Source organism: Sphingomonas sp. SORGH_AS_0870, assembly GCF_031453175.1.
In the GTDB taxonomy this organism is placed as follows: Bacteria; Pseudomonadota; Alphaproteobacteria; order Sphingomonadales; family Sphingomonadaceae; genus Sphingomonas.
Genome location: NZ_JAVIYW010000002.1, coordinates 3,007,185 through 3,032,980, shown reverse-complemented (window position 1 = coordinate 3,032,980; position 25,796 = coordinate 3,007,185). Strand labels below are relative to the sequence as shown.

Annotated in this window: 25 protein-coding genes and 1 tRNA gene; 15 read left to right on the top strand and 11 right to left on the bottom strand. The window is 67.8% G+C overall.

What is annotated here, in order from left to right; all coding sequences use genetic code 11:
- Positions 1-85: 85 nt before the first annotated feature.
- The gene (locus QE363_RS14070) at positions 86-352 is read right to left on the bottom strand and encodes a succinate dehydrogenase assembly factor 2 (RefSeq protein ID WP_058716446.1); all 267 of its coding nucleotides are present in this window, start codon (positions 350-352) and stop codon (positions 86-88) included.
- A gap of 75 nt (positions 353-427) precedes the next feature.
- Here QE363_RS14070 and recG point away from each other — a divergent pair, with 75 nt between their 5' ends.
- Positions 428-2,482 (top strand): ATP-dependent DNA helicase RecG, encoded by a 2,055-nt coding sequence (gene recG / locus QE363_RS14065; protein WP_309696223.1) that lies wholly within the window; start codon positions 428-430, stop codon positions 2,480-2,482.
- 30 nt (positions 2,483-2,512) lie between these two features.
- On the top strand, positions 2,513-2,953 hold the full coding sequence (locus QE363_RS14060; RefSeq protein WP_309696221.1) for a DMT family transporter: 441 nt from the start codon (positions 2,513-2,515) through the stop codon (positions 2,951-2,953).
- A gap of 212 nt (positions 2,954-3,165) precedes the next feature.
- Here the strand turns inward: QE363_RS14060 and tyrS are convergent, their stop codons facing one another.
- The 5 genes from tyrS to serS form a co-directional block, all read right to left on the bottom strand.
- Entirely contained in the window at positions 3,166-4,392 is a 1,227-nt protein-coding gene (gene tyrS, locus QE363_RS14055; RefSeq protein ID WP_309696219.1) for a tyrosine--tRNA ligase, read from the bottom strand.
- A gap of 53 nt (positions 4,393-4,445) precedes the next feature.
- Entirely contained in the window at positions 4,446-4,847 is a 402-nt protein-coding gene (locus QE363_RS14050; protein ID WP_309696217.1) for a hypothetical protein, read from the bottom strand.
- A 112-nt stretch (positions 4,848-4,959) separates the two neighbouring features.
- On the bottom strand, positions 4,960-6,177 hold the full coding sequence (locus QE363_RS14045; protein ID WP_309696215.1) for a M23 family metallopeptidase: 1,218 nt from the start codon (positions 6,175-6,177) through the stop codon (positions 4,960-4,962).
- Positions 6,178-6,232: 55 nt separating this feature from the next.
- Positions 6,233-6,997, bottom strand: coding sequence for a 5'/3'-nucleotidase SurE (surE, locus tag QE363_RS14040; protein ID WP_309696213.1), 765 nt, complete (start codon positions 6,995-6,997; stop codon positions 6,233-6,235).
- On the bottom strand, positions 6,997-8,274 hold the full coding sequence (gene serS, locus QE363_RS14035) for a serine--tRNA ligase (protein WP_309696212.1): 1,278 nt from the start codon (positions 8,272-8,274) through the stop codon (positions 6,997-6,999). Before serS ends, surE begins: the two co-directional genes overlap by 1 nt.
- Before the next feature lie 90 nt (positions 8,275-8,364).
- Here serS and QE363_RS14030 point away from each other — a divergent pair, with 90 nt between their 5' ends.
- On the top strand, positions 8,365-8,880 hold the full coding sequence (locus tag QE363_RS14030; protein ID WP_309696210.1) for a host attachment family protein: 516 nt from the start codon (positions 8,365-8,367) through the stop codon (positions 8,878-8,880).
- 26 nt (positions 8,881-8,906) lie between these two features.
- On the opposite strand, the gene QE363_RS14025 is transcribed toward QE363_RS14030, so the two are convergent.
- Complete coding sequence (locus tag QE363_RS14025) at positions 8,907-9,848, bottom strand: PEP-CTERM sorting domain-containing protein (RefSeq protein WP_309696208.1); 942 nt, start codon at positions 9,846-9,848, stop codon at positions 8,907-8,909.
- A 455-nt stretch (positions 9,849-10,303) separates the two neighbouring features.
- On the opposite strand from QE363_RS14025, the gene dksA reads away from it, so the two are divergent.
- Positions 10,304-10,765 (top strand): RNA polymerase-binding protein DksA, encoded by a 462-nt coding sequence (gene dksA / locus QE363_RS14020; protein WP_307099566.1) that lies wholly within the window; start codon positions 10,304-10,306, stop codon positions 10,763-10,765.
- A 197-nt stretch (positions 10,766-10,962) separates the two neighbouring features.
- Complete coding sequence (locus QE363_RS14015) at positions 10,963-11,328, top strand: PilZ domain-containing protein (RefSeq protein ID WP_309696205.1); 366 nt, start codon at positions 10,963-10,965, stop codon at positions 11,326-11,328.
- A gap of 126 nt (positions 11,329-11,454) precedes the next feature.
- Here QE363_RS14015 and QE363_RS14010 read toward each other — a convergent pair whose 3' ends face one another.
- On the bottom strand, positions 11,455-11,610 hold the full coding sequence (locus QE363_RS14010) for a YdcH family protein (protein WP_307099562.1): 156 nt from the start codon (positions 11,608-11,610) through the stop codon (positions 11,455-11,457).
- Positions 11,611-11,817: 207 nt separating this feature from the next.
- Here QE363_RS14010 and QE363_RS14005 point away from each other — a divergent pair, with 207 nt between their 5' ends.
- Together QE363_RS14005 and QE363_RS14000 are read left to right on the top strand one after the other, a co-directional pair.
- Positions 11,818-12,015, top strand: a complete 198-nt coding sequence (locus QE363_RS14005) for a YdcH family protein (protein ID WP_307099560.1) — start codon at positions 11,818-11,820, stop codon at positions 12,013-12,015.
- Between the two features lie 75 nt (positions 12,016-12,090).
- The gene (locus QE363_RS14000; protein ID WP_309696201.1) at positions 12,091-12,552 is read left to right on the top strand and encodes a DUF1465 family protein; all 462 of its coding nucleotides are present in this window, start codon (positions 12,091-12,093) and stop codon (positions 12,550-12,552) included.
- A gap of 87 nt (positions 12,553-12,639) precedes the next feature.
- On the opposite strand, the gene QE363_RS13995 is transcribed toward QE363_RS14000, so the two are convergent.
- The gene (locus QE363_RS13995; protein WP_309696199.1) at positions 12,640-13,617 is read right to left on the bottom strand and encodes a nitronate monooxygenase family protein; all 978 of its coding nucleotides are present in this window, start codon (positions 13,615-13,617) and stop codon (positions 12,640-12,642) included.
- A gap of 141 nt (positions 13,618-13,758) precedes the next feature.
- Between QE363_RS13995 and QE363_RS13990 the strand changes: the two genes are divergently transcribed.
- Together QE363_RS13990 and QE363_RS13985 are read left to right on the top strand one after the other, a co-directional pair.
- Positions 13,759-16,344 carry a M1 family metallopeptidase gene (locus QE363_RS13990; protein WP_309696197.1) on the top strand — a complete coding sequence of 862 codons (2,586 nt, stop codon included), beginning with the start codon at positions 13,759-13,761 and terminating at the stop codon, positions 16,342-16,344.
- Between the two features lie 310 nt (positions 16,345-16,654).
- Positions 16,655-18,292: a S10 family serine carboxypeptidase-like protein gene (locus QE363_RS13985; RefSeq protein ID WP_309696195.1), complete on the top strand. Its 1,638-nt coding sequence runs from the start codon at positions 16,655-16,657 to the stop codon at positions 18,290-18,292.
- Positions 18,293-18,419: 127 nt separating this feature from the next.
- On the opposite strand, the gene QE363_RS13980 is transcribed toward QE363_RS13985, so the two are convergent.
- Together QE363_RS13980 and QE363_RS13975 are read right to left on the bottom strand one after the other, a co-directional pair.
- Positions 18,420-18,495: transfer RNA gene (locus QE363_RS13980), tRNA-Lys, on the bottom strand.
- Between the two features lie 161 nt (positions 18,496-18,656).
- The gene (locus tag QE363_RS13975; protein WP_309696194.1) at positions 18,657-20,096 is read right to left on the bottom strand and encodes an NAD-dependent succinate-semialdehyde dehydrogenase; all 1,440 of its coding nucleotides are present in this window, start codon (positions 20,094-20,096) and stop codon (positions 18,657-18,659) included.
- A 205-nt stretch (positions 20,097-20,301) separates the two neighbouring features.
- Between QE363_RS13975 and QE363_RS13970 the strand changes: the two genes are divergently transcribed.
- The 6 genes from QE363_RS13970 to QE363_RS13945 all read left to right on the top strand — a co-directional run bounded on the left by QE363_RS13970 (position 20,302) and on the right by QE363_RS13945 (position 25,773).
- Positions 20,302-21,336, top strand: a complete 1,035-nt coding sequence (locus tag QE363_RS13970; protein WP_309696192.1) for a sulfate ABC transporter substrate-binding protein — start codon at positions 20,302-20,304, stop codon at positions 21,334-21,336.
- A gap of 5 nt (positions 21,337-21,341) precedes the next feature.
- Complete coding sequence (gene cysT / locus QE363_RS13965; RefSeq protein WP_307099543.1) at positions 21,342-22,172, top strand: sulfate ABC transporter permease subunit CysT; 831 nt, start codon at positions 21,342-21,344, stop codon at positions 22,170-22,172.
- The gene (gene cysW / locus QE363_RS13960) at positions 22,169-23,014 is read left to right on the top strand and encodes a sulfate ABC transporter permease subunit CysW (RefSeq protein ID WP_309696189.1); all 846 of its coding nucleotides are present in this window, start codon (positions 22,169-22,171) and stop codon (positions 23,012-23,014) included. Before cysT ends, cysW begins: the two co-directional genes overlap by 4 nt.
- Complete coding sequence (locus tag QE363_RS13955) at positions 23,011-24,054, top strand: sulfate/molybdate ABC transporter ATP-binding protein (protein WP_309696187.1); 1,044 nt, start codon at positions 23,011-23,013, stop codon at positions 24,052-24,054. The genes cysW and QE363_RS13955 overlap by 4 nt, the downstream gene beginning before the upstream one ends.
- Positions 24,055-24,208: 154 nt before the next feature.
- Positions 24,209-25,588, top strand: a complete 1,380-nt coding sequence (locus QE363_RS13950) for a phospholipase D-like domain-containing protein (RefSeq protein WP_309698204.1) — start codon at positions 24,209-24,211, stop codon at positions 25,586-25,588.
- Positions 25,588-25,773, top strand: coding sequence for a DUF4169 family protein (locus QE363_RS13945; RefSeq protein WP_309698203.1), 186 nt, complete (start codon positions 25,588-25,590; stop codon positions 25,771-25,773). The genes QE363_RS13950 and QE363_RS13945 overlap by 1 nt, the downstream gene beginning before the upstream one ends.
- Positions 25,774-25,796 lie beyond the last annotated feature (23 nt).

Below are 25,796 nucleotides of genomic sequence, written 5' to 3'. Positions count from 1 at the left end.
CGTCCGTCATCCCGGCGAAGGCCGGGATCTCGTGCGGCAAGGGCACTGGCCGCCAAAGGCCCCAGCCTGCGCTGGGGCGACGATGTTAGCGGGCGATCGGCACGAAATTCAGCGCGCGCATCCGCTGCATCACCGGGCCGTCCCACTGGGGCGGACAGGCTTGCGTGCCGATGGCCCAGGCCATGATGTCGACATCCTGTTCCTCCAGCAGCGCCTCGAACCAGTCGAGCTCTTCCGGGCTCAGCGTCTCATGATGCGCGTCGAAAAAGCCGCCGATCATCAGATCGGCTTCCTTGGTGCCGCGATGCCATGCGCGGAAGCGAAGGCGCTTGATACGGGTTTCGTGGTCCATGGGGCTCCGATCGGACGAGATTGTCCGCACGCTCTGGCGACATGCGGCGGGTAGGCTATACAGACCCATCTAGTCATGCGTCCCGATATCCTCAATCCGCTGTTCGCCGAGGTCACGTCGCTGAAAGGCGTCGGGCCCGGCCTCGCCAAGCCGCTCGAACGCCTGCGCATCGCGCGTGTGGTCGATGTCGCCTTTCATTTGCCGACCGGGCATATTGATCGTTTTCCCCGCGACGAACTGATGGTGTCGGACGCGGGGCGGGTGATCGCCATCTCGCTGACCGTGAAGGAGCACCGCGTTTCCTCCTCGCCGCGCGGGCCGACACGGGTGCGCGCGGAGGATGCGCGCGGCAACAGCGTCGCGCTGGTCTATTTCGGCGGCAATTCGGGCTGGGTGAAGAAACTGCTTCCCATCGGCGAGACCAAGGTCGTGTCGGGCCGCCTAGACCTCTACGGCCAGGATTTGCAGATCGTCCATCCCGACCTGGGCGACAGCGCCGAGGGGTTTCGCGAGCGCGAGGCCATCTATCCGCTGTCGGAGGGGATCACCTCGCGGCGATTGGGCGCGCTGGCGGCGCAGGCGGTGGAGCGTTCGCCCGAACTGCCCGAATGGATCGAGCCAGGGCTGAAGGCGCAGCGCGGCTGGCCCGACTGGAAGGAGGCGCTGGCCCGCATCCACGCGGACCCCGCCGATGCGAAGGCGCGCGAGCGGCTGGGCTATGACGAGGTGTTCGCCAACCAGCTGGCGATGACCCTGGTCCGCGCCGACACCCGCAAGCGGCGCGGTCGGGCGTTGAACGGCGACGGGCGCTTAAGGGACATGCTCAAGCTGCCCTATACGCTGACCGGTGCGCAAAGCCGGACAGTGCGCGAGATCGAGGGCGATCTGGCGCAGGACGCGCCGATGCTGCGGCTGCTCCAGGGCGATGTGGGCGCGGGCAAGACTTTGGTCGCGGCGATGGCGATGCTGATCGCAGTCGAGGCGGGGGCGCAGGCCGCGATGCTGGCGCCGACCGAAATCCTCGCGCGCCAGCATTATGAGACGCTCCGCAAGACGCTCGCCGGGCTGCCGGTCGAGATCGCGGTGCTCACGGGCCGCGACAAGGGCAAGGCGCGCGAGGCCACGCTGATGGCGCTGGCGGCGGGGGAGATCGACATCCTCGTCGGCACCCATGCCATCTTTCAGGAAACGGTGACGTACCGCGACCTCGCGCTGGTCGTGGTGGACGAACAGCATCGCTTCGGCGTGGCGCAGCGGATGATGCTGTCGGCCAAGGGCAAGGCGCCGCCGCATCTGCTGGCGATGACCGCGACGCCGATCCCGCGCACGCTGACGCTGGCCAATTATGGCGAAATGGATGTCAGCCGACTGGACGAGATGCCCCCCGGTCGCCAACCGATCGAGACGCGCGTGGTGTCCGAGGACCGGCTGGACGAGGTGGTCAACGCGCTCGGCCGGCATCTGTCCGATGGCGGTCAGGCTTACTGGGTCTGCCCGCTGGTCGAGGAAAGCGAGAAGTCCGACCTCGCCGCCGCCGAGATGCGCGCCGAGAGCCTGCGGGCGCGGTTCGGCGAGCGGGTCGGCCTTGTCCATGGCAAGATGAAGCCCGCCGAGAAGGACGCCGTGATGGAGGCCTTTGCAGGCGGCCGTCTGGGCGTGCTGGTCGCGACGACGGTGATCGAGGTGGGGGTGGACGTGCCCAACGCCACGCTGATCGTGATCGAACATGCCGACCGCTTCGGCCTTGCCCAGCTGCACCAGCTGCGCGGGCGTGTCGGGCGGGGCGGGGGGCTGTCGCGCTGTCTGCTGCTGCGGGGTTCGCATCTGTCGGAGACGTCGCGCGCGCGGCTGGCCTTGATGCGCGAGACCAATGACGGCTTCCGTATCGCCGAGGAGGATCTGCGGCTGCGCGGAGCGGGCGAACTGCTCGGCACGCGGCAATCGGGGGAAATGGCGTTCCGGCTCGCGACCCCTGAGAATATGGCTGACCTGATGCAATGCGCGCAGGACGATGCTCGGCTGCTGATCGACCGCGACGGCGGGCTGGAGGCTCCGCGCGGCCAGGCGGCGCGGACCGCGCTCTATCTGTTCGAGCGGGATGCGGGCGTGGCGCTGTTGCGTTCGGGCTGAACGAAGCGGCTAGGCTGGCGTTGAGCGCGGATGGCTGCTGTCTTTCCGCTCGTCCTGGTCCTGATCGCCGGTATCGGCCTTGCCATCCAGCCGCCGACCAATGCCGAACTCGCCAAGGTGTCGGGGTCGGTCGTGCTGGCGGCGCTGACCTCGTTCCTGATCGGGACGGTGGTGTTGGCGGTCGCCTGGGTCGCGATGGATCGGACGAGCCCGGCGGCGCTGAAGGGGGCACCGGGCTGGGCCTGGTTGGGCGGCTTCTATGGTGCGGGGTTCGTGGCGGTGCTGGCCTATGCCGCGCCGAGGCTGGGGATTTCGGTGGCGTTGACGGCGGCGATCGCCAGCCAGCTGGTCGCCGCGCTGATCGTCGACCATTTCGGGCTGTTCGGGGTGCGGGTGGAGCCGGTGACCTTGGGGAAGGTCATCGGGGTTGCGCTGGTGATTGCGGGGGCGGTGGTGGTCCGGCGGGGGTGAGGGGTCTGGCCTATCGACCCGGCTGTACGCCGGCAGAGGCCGGGGGCCAGTTGCTAGGCGTTGGGGTGGGAGGAAGGAGCCTCCCACGCATCGTTATCCCGCTTCTTCGGCGACGTAGAAACTGGGCCCCGGCCTTCGCCGGGGAACAGAGGTTTAGAGGGATATTGCTCCAAACCCCCGTTCAGCCTGAGCGAAGCCGAAGGCCAAGGGAATCACCCCGCCGTCAGCAGCCCATGGTTCTTCTTGCCCGACGACAGCTTCACCGGCTCGCCGCCGACCGCGATGACGGCATTTTCGTCCGCTACCTTCTCGCCATCGACGCGCGCGCCACCGCCCGCGATCAGGCGGCGTGCCTCGCCCTTGGACTTGGCGAAGCCCAAGCCGATCAGCGCATCGACGATGGTGATCGATCCGCCCGCGACCGCAAAGCTGGGCAGAGCGGCACCCGCCGCGCCTTCCTCGAAGGTGCGCCGCGCCGTCTCCGCCGCTTCGTCCGCCGCCGCGCGCCCCCGGCACATGGCGGTGGCTTCGTTGGCGAGGATCTTCTTGGCCTCGTTGATCTCCGCGCCTTCCAGCTTTTCCAGCCGGGCGATCTCTTCCAGCGGCAGGTCGGTGAACAGGCGAAGGAAGCGGCCCACGTCACGGTCGTCCGTGTTGCGCCAGAACTGCCAGTAATCGAAGTGCGGCAGCTGGTCCTCGTGCAGCCAGACCGCGCCGGCCATGGTCTTGCCCATCTTGCCGCCATCCGCCGTGGTGATCAGCGGGGTGGTCACGCCGAACACCTCGGTCCCGTCCATGCGGCGGGCCAGCTCGATGCCGTTGACGATATTGCCCCACTGGTCCGACCCGCCCATCTGAAGGCGGCAGCCATGACGCTGCGCCAGTTCGCGGAAGTCGTACGCCTGCAGGATCATGTAATTGAATTCGAGGAAGCTGAGCGACTGTTCGCGGTCGAGCCGCAGCTTCACCGAGTCGAACGACAGCATCCGGTTGACCGAGAAATGCTGCCCCACTTCACGCAGGAAGGGGATGTACTCCAGCTTGTCGAGCCAGTCGGCATTGTCGACCATCACCGCATCGGTGGGGCCGTCACCGAAGGTCAGGAAGCGTTCGAAGATGCGCTTGATCGAGGCGACATTGTCCTTGATCCCGTCCTCGCCGAGCAGCTTGCGCGCCTCGTCCTTGAAGCTGGGGTCGCCGATCTTGCCGGTGCCGCCGCCCATCAGCACGATCGGCTTGTGCCCGGTCTGCTGCATCCGGCGCAGGAGCATGATCTGCACCAGGCTGCCGACATGCAGCGACGGCGCGGTGGGGTCGAAGCCGATATAGCCGGGCACCGCCCCCGACGCCGCCAGCTTGTCCAGCGCGGCGGCATCGGTCATCTGGTGGACGTAACCCCGTTCATCCAGGGTGCGAAGCAGATCGGACGTGTATGCCATAGGGCTGGCTCGTTACACCGCCGATCCGCATTCGTCACCCTCCGACGAAGGGCTTAGCGACAGAGCGTCCGGCCATTCTGGCGGACATAGCGGCAGGGGCGATAACCGCGACCGTTATAGTCGGTATAGTCCCCCTGCGAGCGCGGATCGACATAGCCGGGGGTGCGGCGGGCCCGGTCCATCTCGCGCTGGACGCGCGCCTCGCGACGGCCGCGCCAGTCGTCACCCCGCCAGCCGCGATCGTCGCGCCAGCCACGGCGTTCGCCGCGCCGGTCGTCCCGCCAGTCCCGCCGATCGTCGCGGCGCCACTCGGCACGGTCGCGGTCGCGATCCCGGCGCGGTCCGTCATCGCGCCAGGACTGGGCCTGCGCGCTGGAGAGCGGCAGCGCGTTCGTGGTCGCGACACCCGCCAGCGACAGGCCCATCATGGCCAGCATCTGGAACATCTTCTTCATACGCCAACTCCCGGGGGCAATGGCCCCATGTCGTTTTCAACCTATGACAGGTCGTGGCGTTCCGAATCCTGAACCGGCCGTTAGGCAGCGTTCAGGATTCGGATAAGAGGGGTCAGCGTCCGGGTAGCTGGCTCAGCGGGTCGACCGGGGTGCGCCCGCGCCGCAGTTCGAAATGCAGCTCGGGCCGTTCGGCAAAGCCGCTCTGTCCCGACAGCGCCAGCGTCTGCCCGCGCTTCACGCTCTGCCCGCGCTGGACGAGCAGCTTGGAGGCATGGCCGTAGACGCTCGTCCAGCCGCCGCCATGCTTGACGATGACCAGCCCGCCCAGCGCGGCGATGCCGTCACCGACATAGGCGACCACGCCGTCCGCCGTCGCCTTGATCGGCGTGCCGGCGGGCACCGCGATCTTGATCCCGTCATTGCGCTCGCCGCTGGGCCCCGCGCCGAAGCGTTTGACGACGCGGCCCTCGACCGGCCAGGCGAAGCCCGAGCTGAGCCGGGCGGGCGCCGCCACCACGGCGGTCGGCGGCAGGACGCGGCGCGGCGTCGGGCTGGGCCGGGCGGGGGCCTGGTTGCTCGCCAGCGCGGGCTCGCCGCCGGTCAGGATGTCGTCGACGTCCAGGGTAAAGGCAGCGGCGCGCTCGGCCGCGCTGCTGAGCGGCGCGCTGACCGGATTGCCGGGGATCAGGATGCGCTGGCCGGCGCGCAGGACATAGGGCTCGGCAAAGGCATTGGCCTCGACGATCCGCGACCAGGGCACGCCGTAAGCGCGCGCGATCGCGATGCCGCTTTCGCCGGGGCGGACTAGGTGGAAGCGCCCGGCGGGGATGATCAGCTTCTGGCCGGTGCGGATCACATAGGGCGGGGGCAGGCCGTTGGCGCGCGCGATCGCCTCGGTCCCCGCGCCGGTCCGGTCGCCCACGAGGCGCAGCGTGTCGCCCGGCCTGACGATATAGGTCGACCCCTCGATTACCTGCGCGTCGGGCGTTACCGGATGGAGTTCCCAGCTGGGACGCGGCGCAGGCGGCGAGGGCGCGTGCGCCTGCACCGGGGTCGGCACGGGCCGGATTGGCGTTGACGCGAGGGGTGGGCGAGGGGCCGGGCGGACCGGCACCGATCGCCGGATCGGCGGCCGCGTGCCGGTCGCATGGGGCGGCACGGTCGCGGTCGGGCGGACCGGAACAGGCTGGCGCGGCGGCAGCGGGCGAACCTCGACGGAGGGGGGCTGGGCTGCTGGCAGCGCGGTGGGCTGGGCGACGGGTGGGGCGGGGCCGACCGGCGGCTCCATGTTCGGGATGCAGCCCGACAGTAACAGGCCGATTCCGACCACGCCCCCCGATAGTCTCAAACTCCGATCCACGCCCCGTTTCCCCCCAGGCACTGTGTCAGCGATATGCCGCGTCGAGCATAGCAAGCGATGTTTGATGCGTCAGATCAAGATGAAGCGGCGTGACCGCGATATGATCGGCCGCGATCGCGTCCAGATCGGTATCGTCCCCCGGCTGGTGCGGCAGGCGGCCCAGCGCCAGCCAGTAATAGTCATAGCCGCGCGGATCGCTGCGCCGCTCCAGCCTGGCGCGGCCATAGTCGCGCAGGCCCTGGCGGGCGGCGCGGATGCCCTTCACCGCCTCGGGCGCGACCGGCGGGAAATTGACGTTGACCAGCGTGCGCGGCCCGAAATCACGGGTCAGCAGCGGCCGGAGCACCCGCTCGCCCCACGCCTCGGCGGTGGCGAAGGACACCGCATCGCCCTTGCCCTGATGCGGATAGCGCTGGCTGAGCGCGATCGAGCGGATACCCGCCAGGGCGCCCTCCATCGCGGCGGCGACCGTCCCGGAATAGAGCACGTCCTCGCCCAGATTGGCGCCGCGATTGACCCCCGACAGGATCAGGTCGGGCTTGTGATCCGCCATCACCTCGCCCAGCGCCATCAGCACCGAGTCGGTCGGCGTCCCCGTCACCGCGAAGCGCCGCTCGCCGAACTGGCGCAGCCGCATCGGCCGGGTCAGGGTCAGCGAGCGGCTGGTCCCCGACTGGTCCTCGGCGGGCGCGACGATCCAGACATCGTCGGACAAGGTCGCCGCGATCCGCTCCAGCGCGGCGAGCCCCGGAGCGTGATAGCCGTCGTCGTTGGTCAGGAGGATGCGCATCAGCGCGGCTCCAGCACCGCCTGTCCGCCGAGATAGGGGCGAAGCGCCTCGGGAACCACGACCGAGCCGTCGGCCTGCTGGTAATTCTCGATCACCGCGACCAGCGTCCGGCCGACCGCCAGCCCCGATCCGTTGAGCGTATGGACGAAGCGCGTGCCCTTGCCCTCGGTCGGGCGATAGCGCGCCATCATCCGCCGCGCCTGGAAATCGGTGCAGGTCGAGCAGGACGAAATCTCGCGGTAACGCGCCTGTCCGGGCAGCCAGACCTCCAGGTCGTAGGTACGCGCCGCCGAGAAGCCCATGTCCCCGGTGCACAGCAGCATCCGGCGATAGGGCAGGCCCAGCGCCTCCAGCACGCCTTCGGCCGCCGCCGTCATCCGCTCATGCTCGGCATCCGACTGGTCGGGGGTGGTGATCGACACCATCTCGACCTTGTCGAACTGGTGCTGGCGGATCAGCCCGCGCGTGTCGCGCCCCGCCGCCCCCGCTTCCGAACGGAAGCACGGGGTCAGCGCGGTGAAGCGCAGCGGCAGCTCCGCTTCGCTCAGGATCGCCTCGCGCACGATATTGGTCAACGAGACCTCGGCGGTCGGGATCAGCCAGCGGCCGTCGGTGGTGCGGAACAGGTCCTCGGCGAATTTGGGCAGCTGGCCGGTGCCGAACGCCGCCTCGTCGCGGACCAGCAGCGGCGGCTGGACCAGCTCGAAGCCATGCTGCTCGGTCATCCGGTCGAGCATGAACTGGCCGAGCGCGCGCGACAGCCGCGCCATGGGACCGCGCAGCAGCGTGAAGCGTGCGCCCGACAGCGCCACGCCGGTCTCGAAATCCATGCCCAGCGCGGGCGCGATCGCGTCATGCTCGCGCGCCTCGAAGGCGAAGCTGGTCGGCTCGCCCTTCTGGTGGACCAGCGCATTGTCATTCTCGTCCGCGCCCTGCGGCACGTCGGCGGCGGGCAGGTTGGGGATCGCGGCGAGCGCGGTGTTCAGCTCCGCCTCGACGGCGCGCTCCTGCTCCTCCAGCTCGGGCAGGCGGGCCTTCAGCGTCGCGACCTCGTCCATCAGGGCTTGCGCGCGTGCCTCGTCGCGCGCCGCCTTGGCCTGGCCGATCTGCTTCGACAGGTCGTTGCGGCGGGTCTGCGCGGCTTGCGCCTCGGCGATGATCGCGCGGCGGCGCTCGTCGATCGCGATCAGCGAGTCGGCCAGGGGGGCGGCGCCCCGCTTGGCGAGTGCGGCGTCAAAGGCGGCGGGGTCGGCCCCGATCAGGCGAATGTCGTGCATGGGGCGGAGGCTATGGCCCCGGCTCCGCCGTCACGCAACCCGTGGCGACGCGTCCGCGTTAACCTTGCTGCACAATCAAGGAGAGACGCGATGCAGGTGCCGCATAACAGTTTCGTACTGGTCGTCGATGGTCGCAAGAGCCTGTTCTTCCGCAACGAGGGGGATGCCGAATATCCCAATCTGAAGGTCGAGCATGCCGTGGAGCATCCCAACCCCGCCGATCGCGACCAGAAGACCGACCGCGCGGGCTCGGCCTCCTCGACCCAGAGCGGCCCCGGCGCGCCTGCCATCGCGCAGGGCGGATCGAGCCAGGCCGGTGGCGGCGGACAGGGCGCGCAGTTCGCCGCCTCGCGCGGGTCGATGGGCGAAACCGACTATCACCAGCAGGAGGAGGATCGCTTCGCGGCGGAGACCGCCGACATGTTGAAGCGCCGCGCGCTGGCCAATGAGTTCGAATCGCTGATCGTGGTCGCGCCGCCCAAGACGCTGGGCGAGCTGCGCAAACATTATCACAAGGAGGTCAGCGACCGGCTGGTCGGCGAACTGGCCAAAGACCTGACCGGCCATCCGGTGCCGGAGATCGAGGCCGCGCTGCAAAAGGCGTAACCGACCGTCCCCGGCGGCGGCGCGGCTCAGCCCGCTTTGGCGGCCAGCCGTCGCCGGATGACCAGCGCCGCCGCCGCGCTGCCGAAGAGCAGGATCATCGGCGGCGCGGGCACCGGCGTATAGGGCGGCTTGCCGTTGCCCGACGACGACGCGCTGCTGGCCGACGAGGTGCTGGACGCGGACGACGCGCTTGAGGCCGAGGAGGCGGAGCTGGCCGACGAACCGTTCGAGGACCAGCCGTTGCTGCTCGACGCATAGCCCCCGGACGATGCCGACGAGGCGGAGGATGCCGAGGAGGCGCTCGATGCGCTCGACGTCGACGAACTGACATTGCCCGACGAGGAACTGGTCGACGAGACATTGCCGCTCGACGACGTGCTGGACACGTTGCCCGACGACGAGGTGCTGGAGACATTCCCCGACGAGGACGTGCTGGACACATTCCCGGATGACGAGGTGCTGCTGACCCCGCCGGTGGAGGTGGACGAGGAGGACCCGCCCGAGCCACCCGAACCGCCCGAGGCCGAGGAGGTGGAGGTCGACCCGCCGCTGCTGGTCGACGAAATCACGATGTTGCCGCTCGATCCGCCGCCGCCAAAGCCCCCGCCAAATCCGAAGCCGCCGCCAAAGCCGCCGCCCCAACCGCCGCCGCCGCCCCAGCCGCCGATCACCGCCGGGACATAGCCGCCGCCGGACGCGACCGCCGGACCGGCATCGGGCAGGGGGATGGGGATCGGCGGCGCCTGGGTCGTGACGGTCACGATGGTCGGCGGCGGCGTGGTGGTGGTGACGGTGCGGCGGGTGACGATGCGACGCGGCGGCGCCTTGGGCCGGCGATGGACGATCCGCTTCTTCACCTTGGTCTGCTTGACCAGCGGCGGCCGCTTGGGACTTTCGACCATGTGGACGGCACCGCCGCCGATCACGGCGCCACCGGCGGCACATGCCGTCAGCTTCGCCAAGGCCATTCGCACTGACATCCACAATTCCTCAAACGGCACAATATGGCGGCATCCGGTTCTCCCGACCGTCCGCACGGCTTTTGCACCCTATCCTGTCATCATAGTGACCAACAAAGGCTTAAGCTCCAAGCCTCTTGTGCCCGGCCACGTTCAGTTATGGGATTCGCGGGCATGTCGTGCCGCAGGTTCCCGGCGGTCGGTTGGCTCGCACGCGGCCGTCCGATCGCCTATCGCGTTGCGCCCGTATTTTCGATGTTCGGGTCTGGAAAATCCTTTGCAATCGATGGTTTCGTGCATCTCGCGTTAAGTTTGCAACTTTATTATAGAAATTCGAACTTCGATGAAATGCCGGTCGCTTGCGGCAGACGGTGGCACCGACTATAGGCGCTCTCGACCATCAGGGGGCGGCCCCGGGGACGCGGTGCGGGGTGTCGCACCGACGGGCCCTTTGGGAGAGTGGTATGGCGACGGTGTTTAATCACGTGACGGACTCCACAGGCCCGGATGTGGCCAACGATCTCGACGAAAACTATCGTCCCAGCGCGGACGAGCCGTTCATGAGCCTGAAGCAACAGGCCTATTTCCGGCGCAAGCTGATCGATTGGAAGGAATCGATCCAGCGTGAGGCGCAGGGAACGCTGTCGCAGCTTCAGGTGGATTCGCTGCGGGAACCCGATCTGACCGATCGCGCATCGAGCGAAACCGACTGGTCGATCGAGCTGCGCACTCGCGATCGCCAGCGCAAGCTGATCTCCAAGATCGACGCCGCGCTGCGTCGCATCGACGAGGGCGAATATGGCTATTGCGAAGTGACCGGCGAGCCGATCAGCCTGGGCCGCCTGGAAGCGCGGCCCATCGCGACCATGACGGTCGAGGCGCAGGAACGGCATGAGCGCAACGAAAAGGTCTCGCGCGACGATTGAGGTGTGATGGCGGCTCCGGCTTCGCTTGCGGAAGTTGGGGCCGTTCGGGCGCGCTGGGCGCGGGCGCATCCAGCCGGTTTTTCGCATTAACGGCTTGGCAATCGGCGTGCGGTTATCGCATGACGGCGCGAGAGACATACGGGCGCCACGGGCATCGACATGGACGCGATGGCCGTACGCCTGACAGCAGGGCTGACATGGCGGAAGACGAACTGGACGAAGGCCACCGCAACGGACGTCGCGATAGCCTGTTGCTGATGGCGGCGATGACGCTGGGCGACGATCCGGTGACGCGCGAAGTCCGGGTGCGCAACATCTCCGAGGGCGGCTTGATGGCCGAATTGCCGGTCGCGGTGGAGATCGGTACGCCGATCCAGTTCGACCTGCGCGGTATCGGCCTGGTCGCGGGGCGGGTCGCCTGGTGTACCCAGGGGCGGGTCGGGGTGGCCTTCGATCGGCCGATCGATCCGAAGCTGGTCCGCAAGCCGGTCGGCGGCGGCACCTCGACCCCGGAATATGCCAAGCCCAATATGGCCGGGCGGACTCGACCCTTTACCTATTGAGCGTTGGGTGACGGTACGCCTCCGGGCGTCCGGCTCGACGATGGTCGCCATGGCCTATCGTGACGGCGCGGTTGGTCCGCCGAAAGGGCCGCGGCGGGTCGGCATGACCCGCGCGGCCGGTCAGGGTTACAGGCCTTGTATCTCTTCCTTCAGCCTCAGCTTCTGTTTCTTGAGATCCGCCAGGATCATCGCGTCCGGCACGGGGCGTTGCGTCTCGGCACTGATTCGCCGGTCCAGCGTCGCGTGCTTGGTCTCCAGGGCCGTTTGATGCGCCGTATGCATAGGGCTTCAACCTCCTGATCCATTGCTTTGGGGCAGGAAGTAAAACACCAAAACGCGCGTCTGTCCCCCCTCAATTTCGTCAGAATCGACCAAGCGAGCCGATCCGTGCGACGATGCGAAGGCCTCTCGCGCGCATCGCCCGGCCTTGCTAGAGGTGGGGCGGATCGACGCGCAACCCTGCGTCGGTCGCGTCGAAAAGGGGGCAGGATGGACGTCACGCTGGCACGCGCGCGCATCGACATGTTGCGTGTCGAGCATCGCGATCTCGACGATGCGATTTCGGCCCTGTTGCAATCCGCCACCCCCGACCAGTTGCAGATCGCGCGCTTGAAGAAGCGCAAGCTGCGGCTGCGCGACGAGCTGGCCGAGCTGGAGGATCGCCTGATCCCCGACATCATCGCCTGACCGCGTCGTAACGGGACAAGGGGCCGGATTTCCGGGGCTTGTCCGATCCTTGGCGGTCGTGCGAGCGATGGCGCCATGCTTTGCGCGGCGTTCCGGTCCCAGTTCCAGTCACGGCTGATCGACAGCCTTTATGCCGAGGCGATGCTGCTGGCCGAATCGGCGCGCGGCTATTTCGACGAGGCGGGGCGCGACGAACGCGGCACACTGGACCCGATCGCGCGCGTCGCCTTTTCCTGCGAGTCGCTCAAGGTCACGACACGGCTGATGCACGTCATCGCCTGGGTCCTGACCCAGCGCGCGGTCGAGGCGGGGGAGATCAGCTGGTCGCAGGCGCGGGAGCCCGTCCGGCGGCTGGGCGCGTCGCCCGAGTCGGAAGATGCGGTCGTGGCCAGCCTGCCGACCCGCGCGCGGATGCTGATCCATGCCAGCCTCGATCTCCACCGGCGGCTGGACCGGCTCGACCAGATGGCGGACGAAGAGCCCCCCTCGACCAGCCCGGTCGGCGCCCTGCACGCCCGGCTGGACCGTGCCTTCTAGGCGGATCGGCATTCAGTGTTGCGTCTTTTTCCCTCTCCCCTCTGTGGGGGGCGAGGGAAGGAAAGGCATCGTGAATGTCGATGGCCGTCAGGCGGAACCGCCTAGCAGCCGCTCGCGCGCGGCGTCATATTCACGGCGAAGCTGCGCGATCCGATCGGCGGCGGGAAGGATCGCATCGACCGCCCCGATCCCCTGGCCCGCGCCCCATATGTCGCGCCACGCCTTAGCGGCCTGTCCGCCGCCGAAATCCATATGCGCCGCATCACCGTCCGGCAGATGGTCGGGGTCCAGCCCCGCCGCGACGATCGAGGCGCGCAGATAATTGCCATGCACCCCGGTAAAAAGGCTCGAATAGACGATGTCGCGCGCCTGGCCGTCGACCACCGCCTGCTTATAGGCCTGCGCCGCCCGCGCCTCACCCGTCGCGATGAAGGGCGAGCCGATATAGGCGAAGTCCGCGCCCATCGCCTGCGCCGCCAGCACCGCATCGCCCGTGGCGATCGCACCCGCCAGCGCCAGCGGACCATCGAACCATTGCCGGATTTCCTGGACCAGCGCGAAGGGGGACAGGCGCCCCGCATGGCCGCCCGCGCCGGTCGCCACCGCGATCAGCCCGGTCGCGCCCTTTTCGATCGCCTTTCGCGCGAAGCGGTCGTCGATCACATCGTGCAGCGTAATCCCGCCCCAGGCCGATACGCCCGCATTCACATCCTCGCGCGCGCCTAGCGAGGTTATGACGATCGGCACCTTCCACTTGGCGCACACCGCCAGATCCTCCTCCAGCCGGTTGTTGGAGCGGTGGACGATCTGGTTCACCGCAAAGGGGGCCGCGGGGCGATCGGGATGGTCGCGGTCATGCGCGGCCAGCGCCTCGGTGATCTGGTGCAGCCATTCGTCGAGCTGGCTGGCGGGGCGTGCGTTCAGCGCCGGGAAGGAGCCGACGATCCCCGCCTTGCACTGGGCGATCACCAGATCCGGATGGGATATGATGAACAGCGGCGACCCGATCACGGGCAAAGTCAGGCGACTCAGGGCAGGGGGCAGGGGGGAGCGAGGCTGGGTCATGGCTTGACGATAACGTAAGCGTAAAGGCTGTCCAGCCCTCCCGTATCCCGGCCCATGAGACTATGTGACATGAGCGTCATTTGCTTTGCGCGGGTGAGCGCGTAGAGATTTGCCGATCCCTATGGAAAGGCCTTGATCGTAATGAAGTCTGCCCTCTCGGCGCTGCTTGCCCTGACCGTTTCCACCCCGGCGCTGGCGGCGGGCCAGCTGCCGCAGACGGTGGCACCCGTGCTGTACGACATCTCGATCCGTCCCGATGCCAAGGCGATGCGCTTCTCGGGCGAGGAGACGGTCGATGTCGATGTCCGCCAGGCCACCGCGACCATCGTGCTCAACGCCGCCGAGCTGACCATCACCCGCGCCACCTTCGACGGCAAACCGGTGCCCTTCGCGCTCGACAAGGATGCGCAGACGCTCACCCTGACGCTGCCGCAGGCGGCGAGCACGGGGCGGCACAAGGTCGGCTTCGCCTGGACCGGCACGATCAACCGCTCGGCCAACGGGCTGTTCGCGATCGACTATACCAATGCCGACGGCACGCCCGATCGGATGCTGGCGACCCAGTTCGAGGCCCCCGACGCGCGCCGCTTCGCGCCGATGTGGGACGAGCCCGCCTTCAAGGCCAAGTTCCGCCTGACCGCCACCGCGCCCAAGGGGCAGCGCGCGATCAGCAATATGCCCGCCTCCTCGATCACGCCGCAGGCCGATGGCAGCCAGCTCTATCGGTTCGACGAGACGCCGGTGATGTCGAGCTATCTACTCTATTTCGGATCGGGCAATCTCGACCGGAAGACGGTGGAGGCGAATGGCGTCCAGATCGGCATCGTCAGCCGCAAGGGCGTGGTCGACCAGGGCGATTACTCGCTCGCCTCGGCGTCGAAGCTGCTGACCTATTATAACGACTATTTCGGCACGCCCTATCCGCTGCCCAAGATGGACATGATCGCGGGGCCGGGCTCCAGCCAGTTCTTCGGCGCGATGGAGAATTGGGGCGCGATCTTCTATTTCGAGAATGAACTGCTCTTCGACCCCAAGGTCATGACCGAGAGCAATCGCCAGCGCATCCACACCGTCGTCGCGCATGAAATGGCGCATCAGTGGTTCGGCGATCTCGTCACCCCGCGCTGGTGGGACGATCTGTGGCTGAACGAAGGCTTTGCCTCGTGGATGGAGGGCAAGGCGTCCAACGACCTGAACCCCAGCTGGAAGGCTGCCGCCGCCAGCATCGCGGGCGAGCGCGAATCGGCGATGGGCATCGACGCGACCAGCGCCACCCATCCGATCATCCGCAAGGTCGAGACGGTCGACCAGATCGGCGAGGCATTCGACAGCATCACCTATCTCAAGGGGCAGGCGGTGATCGGGATGCTCGAAGCGACGCTGGGCGCGGACACGTTCCGCAAGGGCATCCGCGCCTATATGGCCAAGTACAAGTATCAGAACACGGTGACCGAACAGCTGTGGGAGGAACTGTCCAAGGCGTCGGGCACCAATGTCGCGACCATCGCGCACGACTTCACCTTGCAGGGCGGCGTGCCGTTGGTCACGCTGTCGGGCGCGCGCTGCGAGGGCGGCAAGACGGTGGCGATGCTGGCGCAAGGCCGGTTCGGCCTGGACGAAGCCTCGAAGGCGCCGCAGACCTGGCATGTGCCCATCCGCATCGCCACGATCGGCGGCGGTGAGACCAGCGCCATCGTCACCGGCGCAACGCCGACGCCGGTCAGCGTCGGCGGGTGCGGGACGCTGGTCCTGAACCGGGGCAAGGGCTCCTATACCCGCGTGATGTACGATGATGCGGGCCATGCCGCGATCGTGCGCGACTATGCCAGGCTGGCGCTGGAGGATCGCCTGGGCACGCTGGGCGACGATTATGCGCTGGCGGCGGGCGGCTATCAGAGCCTGGGTCGCTGGTTCGACCTGATGGCGCAGGTTTCGCCCGAAGCCAGCCCGCTGGAATGGCAGACGGTGGCGGGCGAGTTGTCGCGTCTCGACGGGCTGTATGAAGGCACGCCGCTCGAAAAGCCGCTGCGCGCGAAGATCGCGGCTCTCTTGTCGCCGGTGCTGGCGCGGATCGGGTTCGAGGCCAAGCCCGATGAGGGTGCGCTCGTCTCCAACCTGCGCGAGACGCTGATCGGGCGGCTGGGGACCAGTGGCGACGCGATGGTCGCGGCGCGCGCGCGCGGCTATGTCGGGGCGCTCGCCAAGGATCCCAATGCGATTCCGGCGGCGATCCGCCAGCCGATCCTGGCGACCTATGCCACCCGCGCCACCCCGGCCGAGTGGGACCGGCTGTACGAACTGGCCAAGGCCGAGCGCAATCCGGTGGTCAAGAACCGCTATGTCTCGCTGCTGGGCTATGCCGAGGACGAGAGTGCGGCGCGCCGGGCGCTGAGCGTCCTGAAGAACGACACCTTCACCCCGCCGCAGCGCGCGGCGTTGCTCCGTTCGATCGCGGGGGCGCATCCCGACATGGCGTTCGACTGGGCGGCGGCGAACAAGCCGCTGGTCGACAGCTTCCTGGAGGAGAGCAACCGCGCGACCTTCATCGTCGGTCTGGGCGCCGGGTCGAACGATCCCGCCATGCCCGGCAAGATCGAGGCCTGGGCCGCCGCCAACCTGCCCGAAGGGTCGCGCGGCGGCGCCAAGCGCGCCATCTCGTCCATCGCGGTGCGCAAGGCGGTTGCCGACCGTCTGAAGCCCGCGGTCGAGGCCTGGCTGGCACGCTGATCCCGATCCTCTTCTTCCCCTCTCCCCTGTCCAGGGGAGAGGGTTAGCGAAGCTTGCCAGCCTGCTGGCTAGCGCAGCTTGGGTGAGGGGTTGAGCGAGCCTTCGGCTCGCGCGCTCGCCAAGCGAGCGCCCACCCCTCACCCAGCTCCGACTAAGCCTTTGCTTTCGCAAAGGCCAAGTCTGCGCAACCCTCTCCCCTCTGCGAGGGGCGAGGGACGGAATGTCGATCGGTCCTGGGGAGGGAGCCGTCTGGCAGGGGAGGGGCGGGACCTGCGCAACCCGCTTGCCTTGAACGACGAAACACGAAACGATGACGTATCCGTCATTCATTCGTGAGCGCTTCGTGATCCGCAACAGCCTTGCCCTTTTCCTCGCCGCCACCGCCCTGACCGCGCCGCTTGCCGCGCAGGAAGAGGGAGAGAAGAAATCCTCGCACGAAGCGGCGGCCAAGGCCGAGGTCGAGGCCGCCTGGGCTCGCGCGCCGCTCGATGAAGCCGAGGTCCGCCACCGCGACAGCGTGACCCTGGGCGGCCGCGCCTATCCCTATGTCGCTTCGGCAGGCACGCTGACCGTGCGCGATATTGAGGGCAAGCCGACCGCCTCGATGTTCTACACCGCCTATACGCTGGAGGGGGTGAAGCCCGGCACCAAGCGGCCGATCACCTTCCTCTATAATGGAGGACCGGGTTCGCCCTCCTTCTGGCTGCGCATGGGCTCGTTTGCGCCGATCCGCATCCGCACCACCAGCCCGGAATTCGTCCGGCCCGCGCCCTATGATGTCGGACCCAATCCGGACTCGCTGCTCGACAAGACCGACCTCGTCTTCCTCGATGCGATCGGATCGGGCTATTCGCGGCCGCTGGGCGATATGAAGCCCGCGCAATTCTATGGCGTGGACGAGGATGTCGACGTCTTCGCCAAGGCGATCCAGCGTTACGTCACCAAATATGGCCGCTGGATGAGCCCCAAATTCCTGCTCGGCGAAAGCTATGGCACGCTGCGCTCGGGCGCGCTGGCCTATGAGCTTCAGGAGCGGGGGATGGCGCTGAACGGCGTGATCCTGCTCAGCTCGATCATGAATTACGGCTATCGCCAGCCGGGGCTGGATCAGGTCTATCTCAATTACCTGCCCAGCTACGCCGCGACCGCCTGGTATCACAACCGCCTGCCCGACCGCCCCGCCGATGTGGCGACCGTGGTGGCGCAGGCGCGCGCCTTTGCGGTGGGGCAGTATATGTCCGCGCTGGCCAAGGGGCAGAGCATCTCGCCCCAGGAGCGCGACCAGATCGCCGAGCAGATGAGCCGGTTGATCGGCCTGTCGCCCGACTTCATCAAGCGCGCCAACCTGCGCATCGACCTGCCGCGGTTCCAGAAGGAATTGCTGCGCGGCTCGGCACGGACGGTGGGGCGGTTCGACTCGCGCTACCTCGGCATCGACACCGACGCGGCGGGCGAACGGCCGGAGACGGACGCCTCTTCGGATGCGATTTCAGGCGCTTATATCGCGTCCTTCCAGGATTATCTGCAATCCACGCTCGGCTACAAGACCGAGTTGCCCTATCGCCTGTCGGCGCGCGATGCGGCGGGCTGGACCTGGAATTGGAAGCACAAGGCGCCCGACGGGTCGCAGAACAACCCCAATACCGCGATCGACCTGGCCGCCGCGATGCGGGCGAACCCGTATCTGAAGGTGCTGTCGATGAACGGCTATTACGACATGGCGACGCCGTTCTTCGGCACCGAGAACGACCTGGGCCATATGATGCTGGAGCCCGCGCAGCAGGCGAATTTGCGCTTCACCTACTATCCGGCGGGGCACATGACCTACCTGAACCCCGATGCGCTGCGGAGCATGAAGGCCGATCTGGCGGGCTGGTATGACGAAGCGGTGAGTGACGCCAGGTCATTGACCCCGCGGGTGCCGCCTTCGGGGCAGGGGGCGCGGTGAGCAAGCGAGGGAGCATGCGTTTCGGCGCATGCTCCGCTTTGTCGGAGAGGCCCGACGGACCCGTCATGACGATGGCGCCGTGCCTCGGCCTCTTGGCGAAGCATAAGTAAAGATATATGGGAGAGGGTGGTGGACGCACTTGGGCTCGAACCAAGGACCCGCTGATTAAGAGTCAGCTGCTCTACCAACTGAGCTATGCGTCCGATGCCGGTCTGCGGCATGGCGGGGAAGCGATGTCCCCGTCTGGTGGCGCGCTGTTAGCCGAGCTTTTTCGACCTGCCAAGAGGGTTTTTGACATTTTTCTTGCGACAGCGAAATGACGGCGAAACGGCCCGGCCCGCCGAAGCGCGCCGGGCCGGATGCGTCAGGCGATATGAACCGCCTTGGTGATCATGTGGTTGGCGATGCCCTCGGGGCCGTCCTCGGAGCCATAGCCGCTTTCCTTGACCCCGCCGAAGGGCGCGTCGCCCCAGCTGAGCCGCACGGTGTTGATCGCGACCATGCCCGCCTCGATCTCGTCGCCCAGCTGGTTCTGGCGACGACCATTCTCGGTGAAGCAATAGGCGCCCAGGCCGAAGGGCAGGCGGTTCGCCTCGGCAATGGCGTCTTCGGTGGTGGCGAAGGGGCGGATCAGCGCGATCGGGCCGAACGGCTCCTCGTTCATCGCCTTGGCGTCCAGCGACACGTCGGCCAGCACGGTGGGCGCGAAGAAGAAGCCGTCACCGCCCTTCGCCTCACCGCCGGTCAGCATCCGCGCGCCCGAGCGCACCGCATCCTCGATCATCGCGCCGATCGCCTCGGGACGGCGCGGATTGGCCATCGGGCCCATCTGGGTGTCGCTCGACAGGCCGTCACCGATCTTCAGCGCGGCGGCGCGCTCGGCGAAGCCCTTGGCGAAACGCTCGTAAATGCCCTCCTGCACATGGAAGCGGGTGGGCGCGACGCAGACCTGGCCCGCATTGCGGAACTTGTGCGTGACGAGCGTGTCGAGCGTCTTGTCGAGATCGCAATCGTCGAAGACCAGCACGGGGCCATGCCCGCCCAGCTCCATGGTCGACTTCATCACCGTGTCGGCGGCCAGCTTCAGCAGGTGCTTGCCGACCGGCACCGATCCGGTGAAGCTGAGCTTGCGGGTGACGGGCGAGGCGAGCAGGTGGCGCGACACCGCGTCGGGCACGCCGAAGACCAGCTGCGCGACGTCACCGGGCAGGCCTGCATCCTGGAAGCAGCGCATGATCGCGATCGCGCTGGCGGGGGTTTCCTCGCTGGGCTTCAGGATGACCGAGCAGCCCGCCGCGATGGCGGGCGAGATCTTGCGGACCGGGTTCATGACCGGGAAGTTCCACGCACAAAAGGCCGCGACCGGCCCGACCGGCTGGTGAAGCACCAGCGAGCGGGTGCCGGTGGGGCGGGGCAGGACGCGGCCATAGATGCGCACCGCCTCGCCCGCATGGAATTCCAGCAGCGCGGCGGTGGCGGCCACCTCGCCGCGTGCCTCGACGATCGGCTTGCCTTCCTCCAGCGTGGCGAGGCGGGCGAGATCCTCGGCACGCTCGCGGACCAGCGCGGCGGTGCGCAGCAGGACGGCGGCGCGCTCCTGCGGCGCGGTCTTGCGCCACGTCTCGAAACCGCGCGCGGCGGCTTCCAGCGCACGGTCCATGTCCGCCTTCGTCGCCAGCGGCAGGTCGCCCAGCGGCTGGCCGGTGGCGGGGTTCAGCACCGCCTGCGTCTCGCGCCCGTCCGCGCCCAGCCATTCGCCCGCGATATACAAGCCGGTCTTCACGTCGAAATCAGTCGCGGTCATGCGCGTCCTTTCCAGGGAATAAGGGGATGATGCGGGCGGGAGATCGGCCCTGTCCGCGCCCGATGCAAGGGCGAAGGAGGCCGGACCGGGCTTCTGTCGGGGTCGAGGGAGCAAAAGCAGGGCTTTGTGCGTCCCAAGCTTTCCGGCATTTCCTATCGGGGGGATCGAGATAGGTTACGCACCGAAACGAAAGGGACGGGTCCAGATGCGAGCACCATTTTCGGCAAGCCTTGCCGCGTTGATGATCGGGGCGATTGGCCTGTCCGGCTGTTCGGGGAGCGGCAGCGGCGGCGGGAAGGGCTCGGTCGAGCTGCTGAACGTCAGCTATGACCCGACGCGCGAGCTGTACAAGGACGTCAACGCCGCCTTCGCCAAGCAGTGGAAGGCCAAGACCGGCCAGACCGTCTCGTTCCGGATGAGCCATGGCGGATCGGGCAAGCAGTCGCGGTCGGTGATCGACGGGCTGTCGGCGGATGTGGTGACGCTGGCGCTGGCCTATGACATCGACGCGATCGCCGAGCGGGCCAAGCTGCTTCCGGCCGATTGGCAGGCCCGCCTGCCGGACAATAGCGCGCCCTATACCTCGACCATCGTGTTCCTGGTCCGCAAGGGCAATCCCAAGGGCATTCGCGACTGGGCCGATCTGGTGAAGCCGGGCGTGCAGGTCATCACCCCCAGCCCCAAGACCAGCGGCGGCGCGCGGTGGAATTTCCTGGCCGCCTGGGCCTATGGCAAGAAGGCGGGCGGCTCGGAGGCGGCGGCGCAGCGCTATGTCGCGGACCTCTACGCCCATGTGCCGGTGCTGGATTCGGGCGCGCGCGGCGCGACCACGACCTTTGTCGAACGCGGCCTGGGCGATGTGCTGATTGCGTGGGAGAATGAGGCGCTTCTGTCCGAAAAGGAACTGGGCGCGGGCAAGTTCGACATCGTCGTCCCCTCCATCTCGATCCTGGCCGAGCCGCCGGTCGCGGTGGTCGACGCCAATGCCAAGGCGCATGGCACCGAGAAGGTCGCGACCGAATATCTCAAATTCCTCTACACGCCCGAAGGGCAGGAGATCGTCGCGCGCAACTTCTACCGCCCGCGCGACCAGGCGGTGCTGGCGAAATATGCGGCGGTGTTTCCCAAGCTGGACATGGTGACGATCCGCGACTTTGGCGGCTGGGGCGCGGCGCAGAAGCGCTTCTTCGCCGATGGCGGCGTATTCGATGCCATCTATGCCGGCGGCAGGAAGCGCTGATCCGGATGCGGGCTTCGACGCGCCGATCCGCCTTGCCGGGCTTCGGCCTGACCATGGGGATGACCCTGTTCTGGCTGGGGCTGGTGGTCCTGCTGCCGCTGTCCGCGCTGGTCATACGCGCGGCGGGCATGGGCTGGGACGGCTTTGCCGCGGTCGGCCTGTCGCCGCGCGCGCTGGCCGCCTATCGGCTCAGCTTCGGTGCGGCGCTGGCGGCGGCGGCGGTCAATGCGGTGTTCGGGCTGCTGATCGCCTGGATACTCGTCCGCTATGAATTTCCCGGCAAGAAGCTGATCGATGCCGCAGTCGACCTGCCCTTCGCGTTGCCGACGGCGGTGGCGGGCATCGCGCTGGTTTCGCTCTATGCGGATAATGGCTGGATCGGGTCGCTGCTCGCGCCGCTGGGGATCAAGGTCGCCTATACGCCGCTGGGCGTCACCATTGCCCTGGTTTTCATTGGCTTGCCGTTCATTGTTCGCTCGGTGCAGCCGGTGCTGGCCGATCTGGGGCGCGATGTCGAGGAGGCGGCCGCCACGCTCGGCGCGACGCGGGCGCAGACCTTTCGCCGGATCATCCTGCCCGCCATCGCGCCCGCGCTGCTGACGGGCTTTGCGCTCGCCTTTGCGCGCGGGGTCGGCGAATATGGCTCGATCATCTTCATCGCAGGCAACATGCCCTTCAAGTCGGAGATCGCGCCGCTGCTGATCATCACCCAGCTGGAGCAGTTCGACTATGACGGCGCGACCGCCATCGCGTGCGTGATGCTGGTGCTGTCCTTCGCAATGCTGTTGTTCGTCAATCTGCTCCAGGCGTGGCGCGCCAAGCGGGGGACGCGATGAGCGGTTCCAACCCCACCACCGTCGAAAGTCCGGTGGCGCGCTGGGCGCTGATCGGCACCGGCTTCGCCTTTCTGGCGCTGTTCCTGTTCCTGCCGCTTGTCATGGTGTTCGCGGGTGGTCTGGCCAAGGGATGGCAGGTCTTCGTCGCGGCCATCGCGGACCCCGACGCGCTCGCCGCGATCCGCCTGACGCTGCTGGTCGCCGCCATTGCGGTGCCGGTCAACGCGGTGTTCGGCGTGGCGGCCTCCTGGGCGATCGCCAAGTTCGACTTTCGCGGAAAAAGCCTGCTCATATCCCTGATAGACCTGCCTTTTTCGGTGTCGCCGGTGGTGTCGGGCCTGATCTTCGTGCTGTTGTTCGGGGCACAAGGGTGGCTGGGGCCGTGGCTGACCGAGCATGGCGTCCGCATCATCTTCGCGGTGCCCGGCATCGTGCTGGCGACCGTCTTCGTCACCTTTCCCTTCGTCGCGCGCGAGCTGATCCCGCTGATGGCCGAACAGGGCCGTGACGACGAGGAAGCCGCGCGGTCGCTGGGGGCGAGCGGGTGGCAGACCTTCTGGCATGTCACGCTGCCCAATATCCGCTGGGGGCTGCTCTACGGTGTGCTCCTGTGCAATGCCCGCGCGATGGGCGAGTTCGGCGCGGTGTCGGTCGTGTCGGGGCATATCCGGGGGCTGACCAACACCATGCCGCTCCATGTCGAGATCCTGTACAATGAATATGACTTTGTCGGCGCGTTCGCGGTGGCGTCCCTGCTCGCCTCGCTCGCGCTCGTGACCTTGGGAGTGAAGACCGTGCTGGAATGGCGTTTCGGCATCCACCGGGCGGGAGCCGCGCATTGAGCATCGTCGTCGAGACTATTTCCCGTCGCTTCGGCGGCTTCACCGCGCTCGACCGCGTGTCGCTGGAGACGCGGGCGGGCGAGTTCCTGGCGCTGCTCGGCCCCTCCGGATCGGGCAAGACGACGCTGCTACGGACCATTGCGGGGCTGGACTTCGCCGATGAGGGGCAAGTGCTGTTCGACGGACAGGACATGACGGACACGCCCGCGGCCGAGCGTCGGATCGGCTTCGTGTTCCAGAATTACGCGCTGTTCCGCCATATGACGGTCGCCCAGAACATCGCCTTCGGCCTGACCGTGCGCAAGCGGCGCGACCGTCCGGCCAAGGCGGCGATCGCGGCCAAGGTCGCCGAACTGCTCGCCCTGATCCAGCTGCCCGATGTCGGCGACCGCTATCCCGCGCAGCTGTCGGGCGGCCAGCGCCAGCGCGTGGCACTGGCCCGTGCACTGGCGATCGAGCCGCGCCTGCTATTGCTCGACGAGCCGTTCGGCGCCCTCGACGCCCAGGTCCGCAAGGACCTGCGCGGCTGGCTGCGGCGGATCCATGACGAGACGGGGCTGACCTCGATCTTCGTGACGCACGATCAGGAAGAGGCGCTGGAACTGGCCGACCGCATCGTCGTGATGCGCGGCGGGGTGATCGAACAGGTCGGCACCCCGCATGAGGTGCAGGCCGAGCCGGCCACTGCCTTCGTGTCGTCCTTCATCGGCGAGACCAACTGCCTGCCCGTCACCCGGTCGAACGGTTCGGCGATGGTGGGGCAGGGGCAGACGGTGCTGCCCGATACGGGTCAGGGGCAGGGGGCGGGCGAGCTTCATATCCGGCCGCATGATGTCGAACTGGTCGAACCCGGCGCCCCCGATGCGCTGGCCGTCACGGTGGAGACGAGCCGCCCGATCGGCCGGTCGCGTCGGATCACCGCCACGATGGCGGGGCTGGCCGAGCCGTTGACCTTCGACCTGCCCGTCGATGCCAGCGCCGCGACGGGCGATGTGCTGAACCTGCGCCCGACCCGCTATCGGATATTCGCAAAGACCTGATCGCCCTTCCCACGGACCATTTCGCCATCGCAACCGTTTGGCCATTTGCCAGCCCGGCAGGGCATGGGCATGAGATGGTCGTGGACGCAGGCAGACGGGGAGATCGGGTTTGAAGGTCGGACAGGAGTGCTGGCGGATCGAGCAGGCCGAGCGCATGGCGGTCATCATCGATGCGGAGAAATATTTCCGGATGGCCCGCCGCGCGATGCTCGGCGCCCGCAAGCAGATCCTGCTGATCGGATGGGACTTCGACGCGCGCATCGTCCTCGATCACGACGAGGCCCCCAACGAATCCGTCGGCGACTTCATCTATTCGCTGGTCGAACGGAACCCGGAGTTGGAAATCTTCCTGCTCCGCTGGGACACCGGCGCGATCAAGTCGCTGTTCCGGGGGCGGACATTCTTCACGGTGATGAAATGGATGGCGCACAAGCGCATCCATACCAAGCTGGACGGCCATCATCCCATCGCGGCCTCGCACCACCAGAAGATCGTCATCATCGACGACAAGCTGGCCTTTTGCGGCGGGATCGACATGACCAGCGACCGTTGGGACACGCGCGAGCATCGCGACGACGATCCCGGTCGCAAGCGGCCCGGTGGCCAGCCCTACAAGCCCTGGCACGATGCGATCAGCGCGGTGGAGGGGCCGGTGACGCATGCGCTGGGCGAGCTGTTCCGCGAACGCTGGCATGCGGCGGGCGGCAAGCGCATGGCCCCCGCCTCGCCGGGCGAAAGCTGCTGGCCCGAGGGGCTGGAGCCCGACTTCCTCGACCAGCCGGTCGCCATCGCGCGCACCATGCCCGAGATGGACGACCAGGTGTCGGTGCACGAGAATGAGGCGCTGTTCCTGGCGCAGATCGCGCGGGCGGAGCGCTATGTCTATATCGAGAGCCAGTATTTCGCGTCGCGCCGCGTCGCCGAGGCGATCGCGCGGCGGCTGGACGAAGAGAATGGCCCCGAATTCGTCATCGTCAATCCGCTGACCGCGCAAGGCTGGCTGGAGCCGATCGCGATGGACACGGCGCGCGCGCGGCTGGTCGAGGCGCTCAGGCGGCGCGACCGGCACGGGCGTTTCCGCATCTATCATCCCTTCACGGCGGGGGGCGAGCCGATCTATTGCCATGCCAAGATCCTGATCGCCGATGACCGGGTGTTCCGGCTGGGTTCGTCCAATCTCAACAACCGTTCGATGCGTCTGGACACCGAATGCGACCTGGCGATCGCGGTCGAGCCCGACAGCGCGGCGGGACGGCGGATCGGGGCGATCCGCGACGACCTGCTCGCCGAGCATCTGGGCACCAGCCCCGCCGAGGTGCAGGCGGCGGTGCAACGGACCGGCGCGCTGATCGCGGCGGTCGAGGCGCTGCGCGGAGCCGAGGGGCGGACGTTGCGCGCCTATGAGGTGCCCGACCTGTCGAGCGTCGAGGAATGGCTGGCCGACAATGAGGTCCTCGATCCCGAAAGCCCCGACGAGATGTTCGAGGCGCTCAGCAGCCGCAAGGGGCTGTTCCGGCGGTGGCGGCGGCGCTGATGGGCGAGATCGTCAACTTCCGCCAGGCACGAAAGGCCCGCGACCGGCGGCAGGCCGAGCAGCAGGCGACGGAAAACCGCGCGCGCTTTGGCCGGACCAAGGCCGAGAAACAGCGGGATGCGGCGGAGCAGGAGCGCCTTCGCCGCGAGCTGGACGGGGCGAAGCGGGAAGAGGATGGGGCGTAAGCCCCGCCGATGACGGTCGGCCC

Excerpts from the sequence above, each read along its gene's own strand:
- QE363_RS14070 (WP_058716446.1), bottom strand. The coding sequence starts at position 352 with ATGGACCACGAAACCCGTATCAAGCGCCTTCGCTTCCGCGCATGGCAT.
- recG (WP_309696223.1), top strand. The coding sequence starts at position 428 with ATGCGTCCCGATATCCTCAATCCGCTGTTCGCCGAGGTCACGTCGCTG.
- QE363_RS14060 (WP_309696221.1), top strand. The coding sequence starts at position 2,513 with ATGGCTGCTGTCTTTCCGCTCGTCCTGGTCCTGATCGCCGGTATCGGC.
- tyrS (WP_309696219.1), bottom strand. The coding sequence starts at position 4,392 with ATGGCATACACGTCCGATCTGCTTCGCACCCTGGATGAACGGGGTTAC.
- QE363_RS14050 (WP_309696217.1), bottom strand. The coding sequence starts at position 4,847 with ATGAAGAAGATGTTCCAGATGCTGGCCATGATGGGCCTGTCGCTGGCG.
- surE (WP_309696213.1), bottom strand. The coding sequence starts at position 6,997 with ATGCGCATCCTCCTGACCAACGACGACGGCTATCACGCTCCGGGGCTC.
- serS (WP_309696212.1), bottom strand. The coding sequence starts at position 8,274 with ATGCACGACATTCGCCTGATCGGGGCCGACCCCGCCGCCTTTGACGCC.
- QE363_RS14030 (WP_309696210.1), top strand. The coding sequence starts at position 8,365 with ATGCAGGTGCCGCATAACAGTTTCGTACTGGTCGTCGATGGTCGCAAG.
- QE363_RS14025 (WP_309696208.1), bottom strand. The coding sequence starts at position 9,848 with ATGGCCTTGGCGAAGCTGACGGCATGTGCCGCCGGTGGCGCCGTGATC.
- dksA (WP_307099566.1), top strand. The coding sequence starts at position 10,304 with ATGGCGACGGTGTTTAATCACGTGACGGACTCCACAGGCCCGGATGTG.
- QE363_RS14015 (WP_309696205.1), top strand. The coding sequence starts at position 10,963 with ATGGCGGAAGACGAACTGGACGAAGGCCACCGCAACGGACGTCGCGAT.
- QE363_RS14010 (WP_307099562.1), bottom strand. The coding sequence starts at position 11,610 with ATGCATACGGCGCATCAAACGGCCCTGGAGACCAAGCACGCGACGCTG.
- QE363_RS14005 (WP_307099560.1), top strand. The coding sequence starts at position 11,818 with ATGGACGTCACGCTGGCACGCGCGCGCATCGACATGTTGCGTGTCGAG.
- QE363_RS14000 (WP_309696201.1), top strand. The coding sequence starts at position 12,091 with ATGCTTTGCGCGGCGTTCCGGTCCCAGTTCCAGTCACGGCTGATCGAC.
- QE363_RS13995 (WP_309696199.1), bottom strand. The coding sequence starts at position 13,617 with ATGACCCAGCCTCGCTCCCCCCTGCCCCCTGCCCTGAGTCGCCTGACT.
- QE363_RS13990 (WP_309696197.1), top strand. The coding sequence starts at position 13,759 with ATGAAGTCTGCCCTCTCGGCGCTGCTTGCCCTGACCGTTTCCACCCCG.
- QE363_RS13985 (WP_309696195.1), top strand. The coding sequence starts at position 16,655 with ATGACGTATCCGTCATTCATTCGTGAGCGCTTCGTGATCCGCAACAGC.
- QE363_RS13975 (WP_309696194.1), bottom strand. The coding sequence starts at position 20,096 with ATGACCGCGACTGATTTCGACGTGAAGACCGGCTTGTATATCGCGGGC.
- QE363_RS13970 (WP_309696192.1), top strand. The coding sequence starts at position 20,302 with ATGCGAGCACCATTTTCGGCAAGCCTTGCCGCGTTGATGATCGGGGCG.
- cysT (WP_307099543.1), top strand. The coding sequence starts at position 21,342 with ATGCGGGCTTCGACGCGCCGATCCGCCTTGCCGGGCTTCGGCCTGACC.
- cysW (WP_309696189.1), top strand. The coding sequence starts at position 22,169 with ATGAGCGGTTCCAACCCCACCACCGTCGAAAGTCCGGTGGCGCGCTGG.
- QE363_RS13950 (WP_309698204.1), top strand. The coding sequence starts at position 24,209 with ATGGCGGTCATCATCGATGCGGAGAAATATTTCCGGATGGCCCGCCGC.
- QE363_RS13945 (WP_309698203.1), top strand. The coding sequence starts at position 25,588 with ATGGGCGAGATCGTCAACTTCCGCCAGGCACGAAAGGCCCGCGACCGG.